Raw genomic sequence first — 18,386 nt, forward strand, 5'->3', positions numbered from 1 at the left:
CGCCGCCCGCCCCTGAAAACAGCTTGGCGAAGCTTCAGTGCCTCCGTTACGGTCCCCGCGTGACGGAGGCGCTCCCATTTTTAGACCCTATCAACGCCATCCCCGGCGTGCGGGCCGCATGGATCGGCCGGATCCCCGGACTGGAGATCATGGGTGACCGCACCGTGGCGATGGAACAGCTCCGGCCCATCCATGAAGCGGCCGTGGAGGAGTTCGCGGGCATCGGGGCAGCTTGGTGGCGTGCGGAGCAGGTCCACGGCACGGAGGTGGCCATCGTCCCCGGCACCGCCACGATGGACGCTCCCGACGGCCTGCCGGTGGTCTCAGGTGTGGACGGCCTGCTCACCAACGAACCCGGCGTGGTGCTGGCGATCTACGTGGCGGACTGCGGTCCCATCTGGCTCGCGGACAGGGCGACGGGTGCCATCGGGCTGCTGCATTCAGGGAAGAAAGGCACCGAGGGCAACATCCTCGCCCATGCGCTCGAAACCATGCGCCTGAAATTCGGAACACGCCCGGAAAACGTCACCGTCGTGCTCGGTCCGTGCATCCGGCCTCCGCAGTATGATGTGGATTTCGCCGCGGAGATCGGCAGACAGGCGGGTGCCGCCGGCGTCCGGGATTTCCACGACCTCGGGGAAAACACCGGCGCGGATCTGGAAAAGCACTACAGCTACCGGATGGAGAAAGGCATCACCGGACGGATGATGGCGCTGATCCGCAAGGAGGAGGTCCACCACCTGCCATGACGCCTCTCACCCTCGACGCCCCCGCCAAGCTCAATCTCTCCCTGCGCATCCGCGGGAAGCGCCCCGATGGCTACCATGAGCTGGAGACGCTGATGGTGACGCTCCCCGGACTCGCCGACCGGCTCACCGTCACCCCTGCGGAGGCATTTTCCTTCACCTGCGATGATCCTTCCCTGCCGGTGGACGGGACCAACCTCGTCGTCAAAGCCGTGCGCGCCTTTGAGGCCGCCGCCGGCAAACCCTGCCCTTTCCACCTCCATCTCGAAAAGCGGGTGCCGCATGGTGCCGGTCTCGGCGGCGGCAGCAGCGACGCGGCCCACACGCTCATCGCCCTCAACACCCTGCACGGTGACCCACTGGACATGGCGGCGCTCATGGACATCGCGGGCGGGCTCGGCTCGGACATTCCGTTTTTCCTCACCCCGGAGCCATCCTGGTGCACCGGGCGGGGTGAGATCGTTCAGCCCGCGGCGGCTTTTGATCCCCTCCCCGTCCTGCTTTTCAAACCATCCTTCGGCGTGTCCACCCAGGACGCCTACGGACGCTTCGCCAGTGGCACGGCCATCCCGGGCATCCGCTATCAGCCCATGGAGTTTCCCTTCGGGGAACTCGTCAACGACCTGGAACGGCCGGTCTTCGCGAAGCACCGCTTCCTGGCGGAGCTGAAGCAATGGCTGCTGGATCACCCCGCCACCGAAGGTGCCCTCATGAGCGGTTCCGGCTCCACGGTTTTCGCAGTCCTGAAAGACCCATCCCATGCGGAAATCGTCGCTCATCAGGCCCGCGCCGCCCTGGATCCCCATCTGTGGTCATGGAGCGGTCTCACCGGTGCCTGATGCGGGAGTTCCACCGTTTCCGTGCTCATTCCAGATGGCGCGGTTTTCGATCCGGATCGGGCGTTTTTTTTGAATCGCGGGTATGTGCGGGGGAAAAGTCGGGGATCGACACGGATGGAAAGCACTCCTCGGGCAATACCCCCCCTCCCCCCATGGGACAGTGACCTGCCTGCATGGAGTTGTGGAAGAGGGTGACCCTCCGCACCTTGTTTAGGGTGGCGTGCGGACCTAGCCCCTGCCACTCGGTTGTCCTCCCGTTGATGTTGTCGAGGTGGGAGGGATATGGAACTCGGCCGGTTTCCCCGCGATGTCATTGAAGGCGGGCCAACTCGCTCGGAACCCGTCTCCCTTGAACGAACCGACCCGTTTTCACGGGAAATGCGGGCGTTCGCGGGAAGCTCGTCGCGATGAATCCATTGAACCCCAATCCAAGCGCCGCATCAACGGAAACTGATCAAAAGAACACTAATCTTATTCACACCTGCGGCCGCCCATGCAGAGGCATCGCTGTAGGAAGCATCCGGAAAGTCCCATCAATCTATTTGCTTCCAGTGAAATGGGGATTCTGTTTTACTGCCCGGATGCCTGAGTGCCCTTGATTGCACGGTTCACCCCCAAGTGACCTCCCGCCAACCCAAGGCCATGAATACCCTGCCAAAGTATCTATGTCGGATGGTGAGTTTCCTGGGACTCGCATGTGCGCTGTTCTGCCTCTGGTATGTCGCTGTCGCCGCCTCCAGCATCTTCTCCTCGCCACCACCGGATACGCCTCCCCGGTTCACTGAGTGGTACGTGACCCTTTCAACGATCGCGGCAATCATCGCGATCGGTGTGGCGGTCGGCAGCATCGGATTGATGCGCCTTCATATTCGGGGCGTTCGGATTCTGACGATTTGCTCGCTTCTGCCACTTGTCCTCCTGGTGATTGTAGGCATGTCGTGGCTGTCGCCCATGGGCATGAGTATCGCCGCAGCCACAGGAGTCAGCTTGGGCGGCCTGATGCCGATGATGCTCTCTTTGCTTCCGGTATGGGCAGGCCTTCTGTGGACTTTCGCTTTCCGCCCACATCAGCCTCTGAAGCCAAGCAACTCATGACAGCGACTTTCCCGAAGCAGCCCTCAAACACAGCCCACACGGGCTAAATCTCCGAAAACAAAACAACCTGAACCCATTGAGGTTCAGGCCTTTGAAATGGCTCCGGCGGTTGGGATCGAACCAACGACCTATTAAACATCAAGCCCTAACTACCTGCTACTTATGAACCATGTAGACACTTTTTGGTTCATTTTTGTTCATTTGTGTCTACAGATTACGGGCATGGCGACGCTCTACAAAAGACCCGGTGGCGAGACGTGGATCGCCAAATTCAAAACATCGGATGGGATCCGTACTTCGAGAGATACCGGATGCTCGGGCAAACGGGAAGCGCAACGGATTGCTGCAGGTTTTGAGACGGAGGAACGAGATTCCGCCAGAAAAGCATCAACCCTTCCACGCGCTTTCGCCAGGATCATCGAAACAGCTGCTCGAGAAGCCGCAGCCGGTGAGCTGACTTTATCGCGTGCCGAGGAACTGGTGACTCGCCTTCATCGACTCTCAAATCCGAATTTCAGGGTCGTGAGCCTCGCGAACCACCTTGAGAACTGGATTCAGCAACAGAAGCCCAATGTTTCTGTCAGCACCGCCGGAGTCTACGCAGACATGAAACGCCACGTCACCAACGCGCTCGGGCCGAAGACGTCTGCGGCCGCCGTAGGTGATCTTACCACAATCCAGATCCAGAAAGCACTGGCGAAACTCAAGGAGTCAGGCCTGAAGGGGTCAACTGTGAACATGGTCCTTGCCGCACTGCGGCGTGCTCTCCATACGGCGGTGACCGCCGGGTTGGCCAACGCCAATGCAGCGACGGGTATCAAGCCTCTCCCGCAGGACGATTCGACCGAACGAGCACCGTTCACCGCCGAAGAAGTTCGGAGAATGATCGATCATCCGCAAACATCCACAGAATGGCAGGGGGCTATCCTTGTTGCCGCTCACACCGGACTTCGGCTCGGAGATGTGGTTTCCCTGTCCCGCGAGCACATAGATGGCACGAAAATCGTCATCCGTCCCCAAAAAACAAAGCGCAGCAAGAAGACCATCACCGTTCCTCTGACTCCCCCCTGCCTGGCGTGGATTGCAGGTAAGCAGGGGCATTTGTTCCCCGTTCTCTCAAAACGGGTTCCCGGCACCCTGAGCACAACCTTCACACGCATCATGAAAAGCGCAGGTGTTCCCCGGGACGTGGTGCTGCCGGGCGGAATCAAGGCCAGACGCTCGTTCCACAGTCTGCGGCACACGTTCGCGTCATGGCTCGCCGAGGCCGACGTCCACGCGGATGTCCGCCAGAAGCTTACCGGTCACGGGAGCAGCAAAATACACGCAAAATACACCCACCACGACGAGGCATTAGATCGAGCAATTTCGGTCCTGCCGGATCTTGGGATGCCGCTTGAGACCGGATTCGGGTCGGGCCATTGATCAAGCAGATAACCTCTATGTCGGGGCCGGTGACCATATGCTCAAGCCTAGGAGGATGATGATGGTCAACCGGGCGGAAAAGCCTGTCCCTTTTAAACCAGCCACAGCCAGGAGCGGCAGAGATTCGCTCTGGATGCATTCTAGCATTCTCCGGTTCCTCTAAATTTCGTTCGGACTTTCCAACGCGTCCTTTGTCACCTCTTTTCCCGCATGACATCCTTAACACGAGGAGGAATGAACTCGTCGGATCGAGAAATTCTTGAATCACCATTGAAGCCGAAGCTGGGGAAATAACGCGACCATGTATGCATGGTCGCCCAAACTGCGGACACTTTATCAAGACCATTGACACTCTTTTTAGTTCATTTTCACATGGTGGCTTGAACCCTCCCTCACTAGGGCAAATTATTTCCCTATGAAAAGTCACCTTTGGCAGGCCAGCGAAAATACACGAGGAGGTGTAGTGTGAGCATGGATGATGCCCGCTTGAAAAATGCACCCGAATCGCAAACGACGATCCTTATCGCCAGCTTGCAAAAAATCATACGGCGCTTCAACGGACCTCCGGAATCCTGGTGGACTGAGGAAGAGTTGCGCTGGGTCGCCAGTCTTGAAGGTTTCGAGGACGTGACCAGATTGAAAGACTTGGCGAAATCTGAATTGGAACCGGAAGAGATCGACGAAGCGAGGACCCGGTTCGCACGAGGAATATGGCGAGCTGTTTTGTACAGGGAGGCCATGGCACGAGGGGCGCCTTTCCCAGAGAAGACTCTCGGGGGACGGGAAGACGGGCACTTTACTCTGGACGAAGCGAAAGAGGCACTTCGGATTTGCGTGAAAGATGGCATCATCGCTGAAAGCATTGCGAGATCGATGAGCCTGGCAGAACTTGCCGAGACTTTAGAATGCAAAATACCGGAAGGCTCGTTCGAAGGTAACATGCCCGCGTTCACCGGACTCACTACTCTGCTTCCGAAAATCGAAGATCTCGTCAGTCATGCGGATGCAGTATGTGGTATGAGCGCGGCGTTGGGCCTGCGGTGGGGCGAATTCAAGCGCGCCATGATTGAGAAGTGTCAGGCGAGGAGCGTGGTAGCACTTCGTGAAATATTCTTGGTTCCCGAATGGTTGCACGCAGAAATCACCGAAGAGATCGTTATTTATGCCATAACCGGTGATCCAAAAATCTTAAAACGCCAGATTGGTGGGCTTGATCATCCCGTCCCTCTCTATATCCCGTGCGCTAGAGGAAATGATCAAAAGTTAGTAAACTTCGATATAGGACGATCAACCGAATTCTTCGGCTGGAGCATCTTAGAACTTCAAGAAAAGGCGGCGAAGAACAATTCCACCGCGAAGCGATTTCTCAAGGTGATTTCAGACCCTGCAACCTTCGATGAAAAGCTTGGAGAATTCCTTGCAGCTTGGAAGGAGCGTTGCAGAAAAATAGGCAACGTTACCCCGGGCAGGTTACTTAAGCACACCCGTCAACTACTGGGGCCAACAACCGATTACCAAAAACTTCGGGATTTCATGTTTGTTGTGAAACCGTCAACCGGAGAACTGTTCGTCGGTCCCGATCAGGTGCACAAGTACACCTTGGCCAATGAAGCCACCCTCCGCAGAGCATTCAGGGACGCATTCGGCAGAATGCCGGATTGAGTCAAGAACTGATTCGGGGAGTTTTGCCGAAGGCGGGCTGATTGACAAATAACTCCCCTACAGTCGTTTCGATCCCTCCGGATAATACCCGCACCTTTCTCCCGTGAGATTCAAAGAACGAAAATCGGCATCTGTTGAAAGAATTGAGCCCGCATTCTTCTCTATACCTCAGGCTGGCCGGTATTCGGGCTTTAGCACGCCCACGGTTTCGGCAGCGATAAAATCCGGCATGCTGAAAGCCTATCGTGTTCAACCTTCCGGACCGGGAACACGTGCCTCCGTGCGGATAGCACGCGACGACCTCGATTCATGGATACGGAGCGAGATCATAGACTGAATAAGATTAATGTTCATACGAATCGTTCTCCTGAAAACGACACCATATCCAGAAGCATCCGGACCCACAGCCCCAAAAAATAAAAGAGGTGATAAATATTGAAGCTTCCCGGAGCATATCTTGACTACAATCTATTTGCCTTATCTACTTAGTCCACCGCGCGATTCCCGGTTGGGCGAGCGATAAAGGGCGGGCGCAGATCTCTCAATGCCCCGCGGGGTCCGACCCATATCGGACATTGTCACCACTGCGCACTGCTTACCCAGGCGCACGGGTGACAGGGAGGAGGTTCCGCACCCTGAAGGAAGTTGAAGGTGCGGGTAATCAGTGTGACCGCTTGAATTGCTTGAATCCGGAATACCGCCACAGTCCCCGGATAGGTTCGAGTGCCTGCTATCACAGGTGTGCTTAAGGGTTCCCATTGCGGCTCCATTATACGGAACGCTCTCGGCATTCGCGCAGTTTGGCCAGCAATGGTCGAACTATGCCCGAGAAACCCTTGCTCACCATTACCGGTGGACAGCTGAATGACCGGCAACTTACCAATGAAGAAAGAGCAGCACGGAGGAACGATTCAACTAGCCGATCAGAAAAGTATACTGCTATAAGAAGACCGCCGTAAATTAGCATCGATCCGATCCTATCGAACACAGAGAATCGCCTATTGATGTAACGGGCGATCCGGTGCGCATGACACCATCCTCCTAGGTTGAATCGACATTCACTTTAGCCAGATCATAGTCGCTGCGAGATGAAGGACTCCCATGAAATGGCAATCGAGACGGTCAAACCGTGTGGCGATGCGTCTGAAATGCTTGAGCTTGTTGAAGCATCTCTCCACCAGATTCCGTTGTTTGTAGATCTCCTTGTCGTAACGGATGGCACGCTTCCGGTTCGCCTTTGAAGGGATCACCACGCGCATCCGTTTGGCGCGCACAAGATCGCGCAACGCCCGGCTGTCATAGCCTTTATCGGCGATGACGGCCTTTGCTTTCAGCCCTGCCAGAAGCTCGGGTGCGCTGGTAATATCAGCCGCCTGCCCCGGAGTGAGAAGGAACCTCAACGGGCGGCCCGCACTGTCGGCCACCAGATGGATCTTGGTTGTCAGTCCTCCTCGGGAACGCCCCACAGCCTGGTCCGAGCCCCCCCTTTTCCTGTGACTGCCTGCTGGTGGGCCTTCACGATGGTAGAATCAAGCATCAGATACGGATTGTCCCTGTCCTTGACGAGCGATGCGAAGACTTTCTCCCAGACCTCCGCCTTGGCCCAGCGGGTGAAGCGCTTATGCGCGGTTTTCCATTTGCCGTAGCGCTCAGGCAGGTCGCTCCAGCGTGCCCCGCTGCGCAGGACCCAGAGCACTGCATTGACGAAGTTGCGGTTGTCCACCGCCGTCCTTCCCGGATCGCTCAACTTGCCAGGCAACAACTCCCGGATCTGCACCCATTGCGTCTCACTCAGTTCATAGCGTTTCGCCATGACGAGGTTGAAGCAAAGCCACGGGTAACGTACAAGTCTGAATGTCGATTCAACCTAAGAATGGCGTTGCCCGACATTCAATGAGCGGATTCAACAGTTTTCCGATCCTTGGTGATCCGTGGGCAAATTAGCCATCGACCCGCGCAGAGAAAGGATCGGAAACCTCTGGCCGCCGTTGAGTTTTTGGTCCAGGCGGAGTGAGAAGATTCGGGGATTCATCTACGCTGGATGACCTTCCGGTTCAAGCTTCCTCTTGGCCCTCGATGAGGCCGGGCGGAGGGGCTTGCGGCGAGAATGGGTTCCATCGACTCGTCGGAGCCGGAAGTGCCGCAGCCCGGCCGGCCAACAATCCCAGCGGCACATTTCGCCGCGAATTCCGCGGGTGTCAGCATTCCCAGGCTCCGATGCGGACGCACGTGGTTGTATTTCCTCCGCCAGTCCCCGATCACCACCCGGGCTTCCCCGAGCGTGTAGAACAGCTCCCTCGCGAGACATTCGGCGCGGAATTTATCGTGGAAGCTCTCCACGAAACCAATTCTGCCAAGGGCTGCCCGGCTCGATATACAGCGTCCGGATCCGATTCCACCCCAGCCATTCCTGCAGATGCCGGGCCACGAATTCGGGGCCGTTGTCCGAACGGATGTAACCGGGAGGTCCATGCTCGGCGATCAATCCCTCCATCACCTCACGCACCTTGCGCGAGCCGATGTGCCGGTCCACATGCAACGCGAGCACCTCGCGGGTGTGTTCGTCCACCACGCTCAGCACCCGGAACGCCCCGCCTTTCAGCGTCCAGTCGTGGATGAAATCCCACGTCCACACATGACCGCGGTGCGTCGCCTTCTGTGGATGCCTTCCGGTCGATTCGCCCCGCCGGCTTTCCTTCGGCTTGCGCGGCGGAACCGCCAGGCACTCCTCACGGCGGAGCCGGCGGGCACGCTGGTTGCCAAGACGATGTCCCTCGCGTCGGGCCATGCTGGCGATCTTGTCGGCTCCGAGCTCCGGGTGTTCCAAACTCAGGGCGACCACCGCCTCGTCGGCGGCGGCGCGGGGCGGACGGGGAAGCTTCGTCCGATAGCGGAAAGTGGCGCGGTGCAGCGAAAACAACCGGCACGCCTGCCGCTGGCTGCATCCCCTGCGGACCGTGGCCTGACGAGCCATCTCACGTCGCCGCCCCGCGCTCAGAGCTTTTTTTCCAAGGCTTCCTTGAGGATCTTGTTGCCCAGCATCGCTTCGGCATACATCCGTTTCAGCTCGGCGTTTTCCTTCTCCAGGGCCTTGAGACGTTTCGCATCGGCGACGTCCATCTGGCCGTATTTCTTCCGCCAGCGGTGCAGCGTCGGAACCGAAATCTGCTTCTGCTGGCAGAACTTTTCCTGGCTCAATCCGCTCGCCTCGCTCTCGCGAAGCAGCCGGATGATTTCTTCGGGTGTGTGTCTCTTCTGTTTGCTCATGGTTCGGATTTGAGTTCATCAAATCCTCTCACTCGCCGTGGACCAGTTTTTCAGGCGGCGGCCAATGGCATATCGAATCCTTCATCGGCGGGATGAAGCGTCTGTGTGGATCAGCCCTGACCGCACGTCTCGACATTACCCAACGCCACGAAACCTTGCTTCGACTCCTTGCCTACACCCTCTACCGGTAGAGGCATCAAATCTCACAGAATGGTTTCAACACACCAAGGTTCCTTCTCATTCCTGGGCAGGCGGCCGACATCAGCAGCGCACCCGAACTGCTTGCAGGCATGAAAGCCAAGGCGGTCATCGCGGACAAAGGCTATGACAGCCGGGCGCTGCGTGATCTGGTGCGCGCCAAACGGATGCGTGTGGTGATCCCTTCAAAGGTCAACCTCAAGCGCGCCATCCGCTACGACAAAGAGATCTACAAGCAGCGGAATCTGGTGGAAAGATGCTTCAACAAGCTCAAACACTTCAGGCGCATCGCCACACGGTTCGACCGTCTTGATTGTCATTTCATGGGCGCACTTCACCTCGCAGCAGCCATGATCTGGTTGAAATGAATGTCGATTCAGCCTAGTAGCTCTGCGCTCCGGGAACTCCCTTGATGGTAGGATTTTTCAGGATGTCTTCGTAGGATGTGATCCACCTCCCGCCTGATCCGTTCTTGCCGACCGCAGGGAACTTGATGAATGCGGGCTTGCCCGACGGGAGTTTCGCGGATTCCGCCGGAGGGGCTCCATCGGTGGCGCCTGGCTCGGAAGCCACCAGCGTGTCCGCAGACGACGGCAACAGGAACTCGGGGCGGTCGAACGGTGCTTTCTCAAGTACGATCCTCTCATCCGTCAGAGTTTTCAGGAATGCCACAAGAGCCGCTTTGTCCGCGGGGGAAAGCGGCAGCGGCAGCATCTCCGGGTGCATGTCCCCGGTGGCGAATGGAAGGGGATCGGGCTTGCCTGCCGCCGGACGTTGCCCGAAATGTCCACCGGCGGCGTAAAATTCGATGACCGCCTCCAGCGTCAGCAGGCTGCCGTTGTGCATGTAGGGGCCCGTCAGCTCGATGTTCCTCAGGGTCGGCGCGCGGAAGGCGGCCGCGTCGGATATGCGTTCCTTGTTTGCCTTCAGCTTCCGGAGCCCGGCAACCTGCCGATTCCAATAAACCTTCCGCCCCCCCGTAGCCGCCGCCGCGTTTTTCACAGCCTCACCGATGGTTTCATCGATCCTTCCGACCCAGCGGCGTGCCATGGAGTAGTCCGGAATCTCATTCAGAACGGGGACAGGTTTCTCTCTTTTCAGCAGCATCTTCTCGATCTGCGACTCAGCGAGGCCCAGTGCTATCTCCGGGATCTGGGTGGAGTTAAGCGCCGTCCGAGGCAGCACGGCGCTCTGCACTCCGTCAACCTGCACTCCATCAACCTGGGGTATAAGACCGGTGAGCTCCCTCAGCTTGACCTGACGGTGCATCATAAAATCCGTCCTCGCCAGGTAGTTTTGTCCCTTCTTCCCCTCTCCCAGGATCTCCACCAACTCTTGTCCCCGGGTGCCATTCTTCAGATAGTTGCCGAACTGTTTGAAAGCCACGCCGAAGGGAGATTGGTAACCGACAGGCAGTTCTTTCGCCAGACTGGAGTACCCTGGGGGGATGAATCTGTTCCCAATGCCGCTGTCCTCCATACGTAGCTCCGTCCATGCCTCCCCCGCCGTGCCGTCGGCGTAACGGGACGCGCCCACCACGTAGTTCCCTGCATCATAGAAAGCGAGCATGCGGCCTGAGACCGCCAGCGCCTCGATGCCATATGGGGTCGCATCCACCGGGTCCAACGGTCCGTCCAATGGCTCGTCCTCCTCCACCGCAAAGTCATCCTCAACGTCTTCCTTCGAAAGATAGGGATCCACGGTCGGTCGTTTGGTGGTCATTTCTTCATCCGCCCAGACCCACGGGGGTATCAAGCCTATTTCCGTAATGCTGCCGCCGGCGAACTCCGCGCCCATGTGGCATTCATTGCAACCATGGCGGGCGAAGAGTTCCCAGCCCCTTTGTTCCTGTGCGGTGAAGCGCGGGGCTGGAGGAGCGGACGGGGCGGAACCGAGCGCACGCTGGACCTGGTCGAAGCGGGAATCGTCCGAAACCAGGGTGGACTGGTAGAGTTGCAGCGCCAGCCCCCAGAAGAGGCCGAAGTTGGCCTCCATCAGGGTGTAGTCGTCTTTCATAGAGACAGGCAGGCTTTCCAGTTCTTCAGGGGAGAGCGGTGTCCCGGTCCTTTGCCGATCCTTCATGTCCCCGGTTGCACCATCGGTGGTGGATTCCCCGGTGTGGACGTAGCTGATTTTCGGCAACTTCACCTTTGCCATATCATCCCACCATTCCTTGCGGAATGCTGTGCGGATGAGTTGCCCATACTCCACCCGGCTGGCCGCGTAGGGAGAGAGGCTGCTGTCATCCTCCGCTATCGCCCGCCCCGTGAGGATTTCGCGGCCGAGCGTGCGCCGTGCGATGTGGTGAAATCTGCGTCCGGCATGGGACATCTCCCGGTCGCTGATCACCGGTTCCACCGCCTGGGAGGCGAGTGCCGCGTTGGTGATGTAGTAGGGGTTGATGTTGTTCTTTTCTTCATTCCGCCTGCCCTGACCGTCGATCCATATCCTGAACGGACTCCACGTGGAAACCTGCTCCACTCCCGCCGTACCGGACCGATAGATGAACGGCCCTCCCAGGTTCCCGTTCTCGTCCTCATACACCCCTGCGGAGGTTTGGCCGTTGAAGATCATGCTGGCCCTGCTGTCGTGGAAGTTTCGGGTATTGAACACCGCATTGATGACGGTGCCCGCATTCCGCGGGGTGATCTGGTGGTATACCCCCTCCACCCGGGTGATGGCATTCATCACGTCAACGGGCAGGAATGTGTCCACATTCGTCTCCGGGAATGAAACCCAGTTCTCCCCGCCGCCATCCCTGACGCCACTGAAAATCCTGCGCTGGATCCCTAGGGATCCGATGATTTTACCGGTCTTGAAGCCGACCATGCTCACCGGGTCGAACACCCCCTTGCCATCGTTCGGGCGCGGCGTCTCCACGTTGCCAGCCAGGTCGCTGGCATCGAGCTTGTAAGGGGTATATCTGTTCCGGTGGTCCGGCTTTCTCATGTCCGGAAAAGGGATTCGCAGCCCCAGGTTGGCCGGCAGCCCGACCACACCATCGATTCGGTGGTCCGTACCGGCCGCATAGTGGCAGGTCCCGCAGGAGATGGCCCCATCACTGCTGAACGCAGGGTCCCAGAAGAACGCCTTGCCCAAGGCGATGGCGGCCTGCAGGGCGGCCGTCCGCTGTGCCTCATCCTCTCCGGTGTTGAGGAAGGCGTCCAGGTTGCTCGGACGGAAAACGGTCAGTTCCGTGCCGCCGGGCATGGCCACATCCTCAAAAGCTGATTGTGACCGGTCTGCTCCGCCGACGTCTTTCAGCCACTCCACGACGGAGCGGAGGTCCGGGTTATTCTCCGGAGTTCGCTTCGCCGCCATGTAGTGCATGGCCCGTTTGTGCTCTTCCCAGCGCTTTTTCTCCTCCGGTTTCTGCCCCTCTCCGGATGGCATGGGAGAGTGTGGTCTGTCGTAGATCTCCGCCTTCTTGTAGGCGGGGTCCTCCTTGAGCTCCCGGAAAGGCTTCGGCTTCGGCTCCACCGGCTTTTTCACAGGGTCTTCCGCCGCCCTGAGGAGGAACGCCGCCGAGGAAAACAGGAGGACGGTGAATGCCAGCGGAACAACACCCGGGAAACGGCCGGGGAGGAAGCAGGAGCGGGATCTCATGGCGAATCGGGGTTATAAAGATGGGATTGAAAATGTTCAGAGGCAGCGCGACAGCGTGGAGCGCCATTGCCGCGAGGAGGACTCTGCGGGCAGTGAAAGCCAGCGGTGGGTCCGGTCATTCCCCATCATGACCATGGCCGCGTGCAGCCGCGGGTCCGCATCCACCGCCGGGTCCAGGTCGTAGAAGCCGACGAAGTGGCGCAGCCGGGTGATGTCCGCCAGGGCCCCGGTCAGCAGATGCCAGTCCGCACCGTCCGGCACCGTGTCAGACGCCCACTCCACCAACGCGGCCGGGGTGTCCAGGTGTGGCTCCACGGAGACGGAGATGAAGCGGACGCGCTCACGGGTTGCAGGCCCCATGGCATGCCAGAGATCGACCAACCTGCCGGTGGTGGCGGGGCAACTGCCTTTGCAGTTGGTGTAGAAAAAAGTCAGCACGACCGTCTTTCCCTGGATGAGGTCGCGGTGGAGATCCACCACGCGGCCCTTTGCATCCGTCAGTGCAAAGTCCGGCCATGTCTCCATGCTCAACAAGGCACCCGTCGCGGGATCCAGGCGGGTGATACCCTCCGCCGGGCCGCCAGCCTGCGGGGCGGGAGGGGTGAGAGTTTCCTCCGTCTCATTCCCCGCAGCCGCCAGTACGGATGAAGCGGCCAGCCACGCCACCGGAGACAACAGTGCGCGGCGGTTCAGCTTGTTCTCAGGAAGGATCGTGTCCATGAGTGATGTCGGTGGAAAAGATAGGTCAATGATGGGCGGAGGCGTGCGGAAGAGTTCAGGGATGGGGGGACGTCACAGGTGCTGATCCCACCCACCCCAGATGGGGTGGGCTCGTGGTGTCTCATCCTTGCCGGGAGGCGGCTGGTCCCAGGCGGGGGTCTTGCCCACCTGCCCGCCTTCCAACCGGTCGGCATGCGGACGTTTGTCGTAGTCCGGGCCTTCCGTATTCCCGTTGCGGGTGAATCTCCACGGGTGCCTGTAGATCACCGGCACATCATCATTGCTATGGCGGTCGCCGTTGCCGGTAGGTGGTTGCACCGAACTCACCGGCTTCGCGCGTGGGTCCACCACGAGCATCATACGCATGTCCTCATGCTCCAGATTATGACAGTGGAAGACGAACGGACCGTCAAAGGTGCGGAAATGCATGAACACCTTCGCCCGCGTGCGCGGCCCAAGCACCGTCGTGTCCGACTTGTATCTATACCACTCCGGCACTTCGATGTCCCGCCACAGGCGGAAGTCCTCCACGCGCAGGCCTGCATCGAATTGTTTCACCACCTCATCCAGCGGTCGGATCATACCGCCCCCGGACGTGAGTGTCTGGAGCCGGATGAAGGCGTCCAACGCCCGCACCCGCTCCCGGGTGTAGCCCATCTGTGGGGAAGGATTGTCATTTTTCCCATCCTCGGGGTTTTCCCGCATCTCGCGCAGTCCGGACTCCAGATCCGAAAGGATCGCTTCGAGTTGCCTGCGGGCATCCGCATCCGCAGGCAGTTGGTTCCGGTATTGGCCGATCACTTTGCCAAAGGTATCCCGCGCCTCGTCGATCCCGGACTCCTCAAGATATTCGAGCAACTGGTGGGACTCCAGATGGATGTGAATGGGGTGCCACCACCCGCCCCCGCCATTCTCCAGCACCCAATATTCCCCGGCATCCAGCTTCGGGACGAAATTGCTCCGGAACTCATCAATGATCCTGTCATTCACTTTCCAGATACCTCCGCCGCGGTGGAACAGGACATCCCGGACACGCGGCGGTTTCCCCGGGACAGGGACATGGCTGTCATGCCCGCGGTGGGGCCGCAGGATGGCCCCGCCCTCGCCCGGTCCCTGCGCGGAGCCCAGCGCCACCGACGCGTCCGGGATTTCCGCCAGAGCCGTATAGCCCATGCCCGAAAGTGTCAGACCTTTGGGCAGACTGACTTTCTCCAGATTCTCCGTGATGATGAATTTCATGACCGGCCATGGCTGGCTGAGTTCACCCTTCGCCCCGTCACTGTCACGCTCCACCTCCGACACCATGGGGACGCCGATCGCCCCCCCCAGCCCCTGCGCCGGTTCCCGCCCCTGCGCCTCATCCAGCTTTACCTTCGGACCACGGCCGTTCTCCTGGTCAAGCAGATTGCAGAGATAGACCGCCACCTGCCTGTCCGCAGGGATCTTGCCTCCCAGCTTTGATTTCACCCAGTCCTGTATCGCGCCGAAATCCACGATCATGTCCGCCCGGTTCGCCATAGCCAGCAGGACATTCCTCTGCGCCACCGGCCTGGGGTAGAGCCAGGAGTCCGCGCCGATGCGGAACCACTCCGGCTTTTCCTTCGGCATCACCTTCCCCAGCCGGATCAGGCCCGCGTTCCCGGAACCGTATCTTCTGGTGTCCGGGTCCTTCCCGTCGATCGGGGAAGAACGGTATTTTCCATCCCTGCCTTCCAGCCTCAGAAAGAGCGCCATCTTGTAGATGCGGGCGTTCGACCCATTCAGCATCCTCAATCGCAGCTTCCTGGGCAGGACATAACTGTGGGGGGTGAGGTTTCCATTCGCCAGCACCACGTTGCCCAGGTGGCCGTTGTGCCCTTTCGCGGAATAAAGCAACTGGTTGCCGTCCACACCGGGCGTCTTCCCTTTGACGGAAAGACACTTGTCATTGAACACCATGCACAGATCCAGGAAGTTCCCCCTCTGCGCCTCGAAGATCTCATCCAGTGCGGCCGCATCCGTCCCGTCCCCCGCATCCTTGTCATGGGCACCCTTCAGGTTTTGATAGACCTTTCCTTTCCCCGGACAGAAAGGCAGAACCCCGTTTCCCAGAAACCTGAGTTCCATATCATCAAAGATGGGACAGAACCCCGCCAACCCCAAGTATGCGTGGGGCCCGGTGACATCCATGGAATGGTCATGATACCACATGGTGGAGGGACTCTCCGAATAGTCCAGATGGTCGGTGTCTTTCTGGCTGCCTGGCACCCCCTCCCCCTCCTTCCTTTCCATCCCCTGCTTCGCCGGAACGGTATGCGGGTAGAAGTAATCCCGGAAATTCGACCCATATCCCAGCTCTCCGTCCTTTGCGGAGTGTTCATATTCCTTCGGGATGACAAAGGCGGGATGACCGTCCGAATGCGCCGGCCCATGCATGCCGTGGAGATGCACGGACATGTAGTCCTGGACCCGGTTGATGAAGCGCACCACCATCGGCCTACCCAACCGGGCCTGGAACATGGGTCCCGGTGTCTGCGGTGCCTCCTTCCATCCATGGTAGCCCAGGAACGCCGTCGGCGTCTTCATATCTCCCGTGATCTTCTGCCGCTGCTTATCCGTCAGGATATGTCCTTCCCCCACAGAAATCCCCATCTGATAATATTCCACCGGCTTCCGCGCACCGCCGTTCTCCGGATGTTGACCGAACTCTTTCACCAGTGAAAGCAAACGCTGTGCCTCCTGCGGGTCATCATCATCCAGGAACTCCGCCATATCCGTCTCTCCGGAACCCGGCTCCCCCCGGTGCGGATGCGACGGGCCCCACTCTTTGGCGATTCCGCACGGCCCACCGCCAATCGCAAATCTCCCCGTCCACCCCTCCGGAAGTTCCGGCCCGATGGCCCCGCCACCCAGATCATTGAGCGCCTTCATCGGGATCTGGCGAGCTATCTCGTTCCCATCGGTAAAACTATCTGCCACCGTGGAGACGCTGCCATCGCAGGTTTCCGCCACCCTGATCTCGGCTGCAGAAAGAGAACTCACCGAACCTGCCGCAACCGAGGCGGATGCAGCCTGAATGAAACTTCGCCGGGAAATTTTCATATGCTTTTTCTCAGTGACCAGAAAGCCAATCGGACATAATTATCCAATTAATAACATCCTTCGGCCTTACAATACCACTTAACTTTTTTGCCTTAGAAAAACAATAACAATCTACAATCTAACGGTGCGGTGTCCTCCGGAGAGATCGAGTCCTACGGGACGGTGATCTGGAGGGATGGGAATCTGGTGAGAAAGGCGTGGACCGAGTGGCGGGGTTACATTGCGGCGACCGGAAAGACGCTGGTAGATTGGTTGGAGATGGCGGCCATGCATGACGGCAAAGTGTGACTGGGTTCCCATAAAGTCTCCCTTTTTCAACTCCAGGGCGAAGGAGCTGAAGGCGACCGGCCGCTTCCACCTGTCCGTAGAGCGACTTCATGTTTCAACCCGCCCCCCGTGAAGGGGCGACTGATGCATTTTTTACAGGTTCCGCGCCTTGGATAGTTTCAACCCGCGACCCCGGTGAAGGGGCAACAAAGGTGTGGACGCCGGAGGATTTCCTGCAGGTGTTTCAACCCGTTTCCCCGTAAGGGGGCGACTGTAAGCGACCAGATAGATCAGACCCTTTTTCATGTTTCAACCCGCGCCCCGGTGAGGGGGCGACCGTATGCAATCCAGGCAGCTCATGGCAACCACCTGTTTCAACCCGCGCCCCCGTGAAGGGGCGACAGAAGACGGCGGAGGAACGCGCGAAGCTGGAGGAGTTTCAACCCGCGCCCCCGTGAAGGGGCGACTCTGGGCGACCTCTACAAGATCACCGGATCCACCGGTTTCAACCCGCGCCCCCGTGAAGGGGCGACTCGCGGCGGACGCAATGAAATGGCGGTGTCGTGGGTTTCAACCCGCGCCCCCGTGAAGGGGCGACCAGCAGCCCGCGAGGAGGAGGCCAAGAAGGAGGCCGTTTCAACCCGCGCCCCCGTGAAGGGGCGACCTTCTATTCGCGGTGTTCTACGGACTCAAGAAATGGTTTCAACCCGCGCCCCCGTGAAGGGGCGACCACCGCTGATACCCGCGATATACCTTTCCTTCTGGTTTCAACCCGCGCCCCCGTGAAGGGGCGACGCCGTCCCGTGTAGTGCGAGGGCTTCCCGACGTTGTTTCAACCCGCGCCCCCGTGAAGGGGCGACGAATCTTGGCATTGACGACCGCTGGGTCCCCGATGTTTCAACCCGCGCCCCCGTGAAGGGGCGACAGGTTGGGATGCGGGAGGGGTATTCTGGGCGCGAGTTTCAACCCGCGCCCCCGTGAAGGGGCGACGTACTTATACGTCTTGGCAACCAACGTCTTACATGTTTCAACCCGCGCCCCCGTGAAGGGGCGACAAAGTCTTCACGAAGGTCCTCCTGACTATCCACCTGTTTCAACCCGCGCCCCCGTGAAGGGGCGACGAAGCCGTGAAAAGCCGATCGGACATCGCTGAAGGTTTCAACCCGCGCCCCCGTGAAGGGGCGACCGCCGGTGCTGGGATAGAGCGATGCGGTATCGGCGGTTTCAACCCGCGCCCCCGTGAAGGGGCGACCCTTGAGCGCATCATCTGCCACCCGGGGAGGGAGTTTCAACCCGCGCCCCCGTGAAGGGGCGACCGAACCACGGGCCAATGAAAGCGGAGATCTTGTTGTTTCAACCCGCGCCCCCGTGAAGGGGCGACTCCAGTCGGGCAACGGCGGCCACTACCTCGCCGAGTTTCAACCCGCGCCCCCGTGAAGGGGCGACGCTCACGAAGTCCGGCTACGTCGATGTCAGCGAG

Annotated in this window: 14 protein-coding genes and 1 CRISPR repeat array (1 of these 15 only partly in view); of the genes, 7 read left to right on the forward strand and 7 right to left on the reverse strand. The window is 59.3% G+C overall.

The features are described 5' to 3' along the window. The first annotated feature begins 23 nt into the window (after positions 1-23). The 5 genes from KF712_21065 to KF712_21085 all read left to right on the forward strand — a co-directional run bounded on the left by KF712_21065 (position 24) and on the right by KF712_21085 (position 5,767). The gene (locus KF712_21065) at positions 24-749 is read left to right on the forward strand and encodes a polyphenol oxidase family protein (GenBank protein MBX3743490.1); all 726 of its coding nucleotides are present in this window, start codon (positions 24-26) and stop codon (positions 747-749) included. Beyond that, positions 746-1,585, forward strand: coding sequence for a 4-(cytidine 5'-diphospho)-2-C-methyl-D-erythritol kinase (ispE, locus tag KF712_21070; GenBank protein MBX3743491.1), 840 nt, complete (start codon positions 746-748; stop codon positions 1,583-1,585). Before KF712_21065 ends, ispE begins: the two co-directional genes overlap by 4 nt. A gap of 642 nt (positions 1,586-2,227) precedes the next feature. Then, positions 2,228-2,680 (forward strand): hypothetical protein, encoded by a 453-nt coding sequence (locus tag KF712_21075; protein MBX3743492.1) that lies wholly within the window; start codon positions 2,228-2,230, stop codon positions 2,678-2,680. A gap of 222 nt (positions 2,681-2,902) precedes the next feature. Continuing rightward, entirely contained in the window at positions 2,903-4,105 is a 1,203-nt protein-coding gene (locus KF712_21080) for a site-specific integrase (protein ID MBX3743493.1), read from the forward strand. Between the two features lie 471 nt (positions 4,106-4,576). Beyond that, positions 4,577-5,767, forward strand: coding sequence for a hypothetical protein (locus KF712_21085; GenBank protein MBX3743494.1), 1,191 nt, complete (start codon positions 4,577-4,579; stop codon positions 5,765-5,767). 1,058 nt (positions 5,768-6,825) lie between these two features. Here KF712_21085 and KF712_21090 read toward each other — a convergent pair. From KF712_21090 to KF712_21105, 4 genes are all read right to left on the reverse strand, one after another. Next, a protein-coding gene (locus KF712_21090) for an IS5 family transposase (GenBank protein ID MBX3743495.1) occupies positions 6,826-7,580 on the reverse strand; the annotation gives its coding sequence in 2 pieces (ribosomal slippage) (positions 6,826-7,241 and positions 7,241-7,580; 756 coding nt in all). 215 nt (positions 7,581-7,795) lie between these two features. Next, complete coding sequence (locus KF712_21095) at positions 7,796-8,107, reverse strand: transposase (GenBank protein MBX3743496.1); 312 nt, start codon at positions 8,105-8,107, stop codon at positions 7,796-7,798. Beyond that, a complete protein-coding gene (locus tag KF712_21100; protein ID MBX3743497.1) occupies positions 8,088-8,741 on the reverse strand; it encodes a transposase family protein in 654 nt (217 codons plus the stop codon). The genes KF712_21095 and KF712_21100 overlap by 20 nt, the downstream gene beginning before the upstream one ends. A 20-nt stretch (positions 8,742-8,761) precedes the next feature. After that, entirely contained in the window at positions 8,762-9,034 is a 273-nt protein-coding gene (locus tag KF712_21105; protein ID MBX3743498.1) for a transposase, read from the reverse strand. Positions 9,035-9,234: 200 nt separating this feature from the next. Here KF712_21105 and KF712_21110 point away from each other — a divergent pair, with 200 nt between their 5' ends. Then, a complete protein-coding gene (locus tag KF712_21110; GenBank protein MBX3743499.1) occupies positions 9,235-9,600 on the forward strand; it encodes an IS5 family transposase in 366 nt (121 codons plus the stop codon). A 13-nt stretch (positions 9,601-9,613) separates the two neighbouring features. Here KF712_21110 and KF712_21115 read toward each other — a convergent pair whose 3' ends face one another. The 3 genes from KF712_21115 to KF712_21125 all read right to left on the reverse strand — a co-directional run bounded on the left by KF712_21115 (position 9,614) and on the right by KF712_21125 (position 16,579). Continuing rightward, a complete protein-coding gene (locus KF712_21115; GenBank protein MBX3743500.1) occupies positions 9,614-12,838 on the reverse strand; it encodes a hypothetical protein in 3,225 nt (1,074 codons plus the stop codon). A gap of 36 nt (positions 12,839-12,874) precedes the next feature. Then, positions 12,875-13,558: an SCO family protein gene (locus KF712_21120; protein MBX3743501.1), complete on the reverse strand. Its 684-nt coding sequence runs from the start codon at positions 13,556-13,558 to the stop codon at positions 12,875-12,877. A 72-nt stretch (positions 13,559-13,630) separates the two neighbouring features. Next, positions 13,631-16,579: a multicopper oxidase domain-containing protein gene (locus KF712_21125; protein ID MBX3743502.1), complete on the reverse strand. Its 2,949-nt coding sequence runs from the start codon at positions 16,577-16,579 to the stop codon at positions 13,631-13,633. A 189-nt stretch (positions 16,580-16,768) separates the two neighbouring features. On the opposite strand from KF712_21125, the gene KF712_21130 reads away from it, so the two are divergent. Then, a complete protein-coding gene (locus KF712_21130) occupies positions 16,769-16,927 on the forward strand; it encodes a hypothetical protein (GenBank protein MBX3743503.1) in 159 nt (52 codons plus the stop codon). 91 nt (positions 16,928-17,018) lie between these two features. Continuing rightward, a CRISPR array of direct repeats spans positions 17,019-18,386; the repeat unit is 31 nt; unit sequence GTTTCAACCCGCGCCCCCGTGAAGGGGCGAC; it runs 1,707 nt beyond the window's last position.

The organism is Akkermansiaceae bacterium, assembly GCA_019634595.1.
Taxonomy (GTDB): domain Bacteria; phylum Verrucomicrobiota; class Verrucomicrobiia; order Verrucomicrobiales; family Akkermansiaceae; genus Luteolibacter.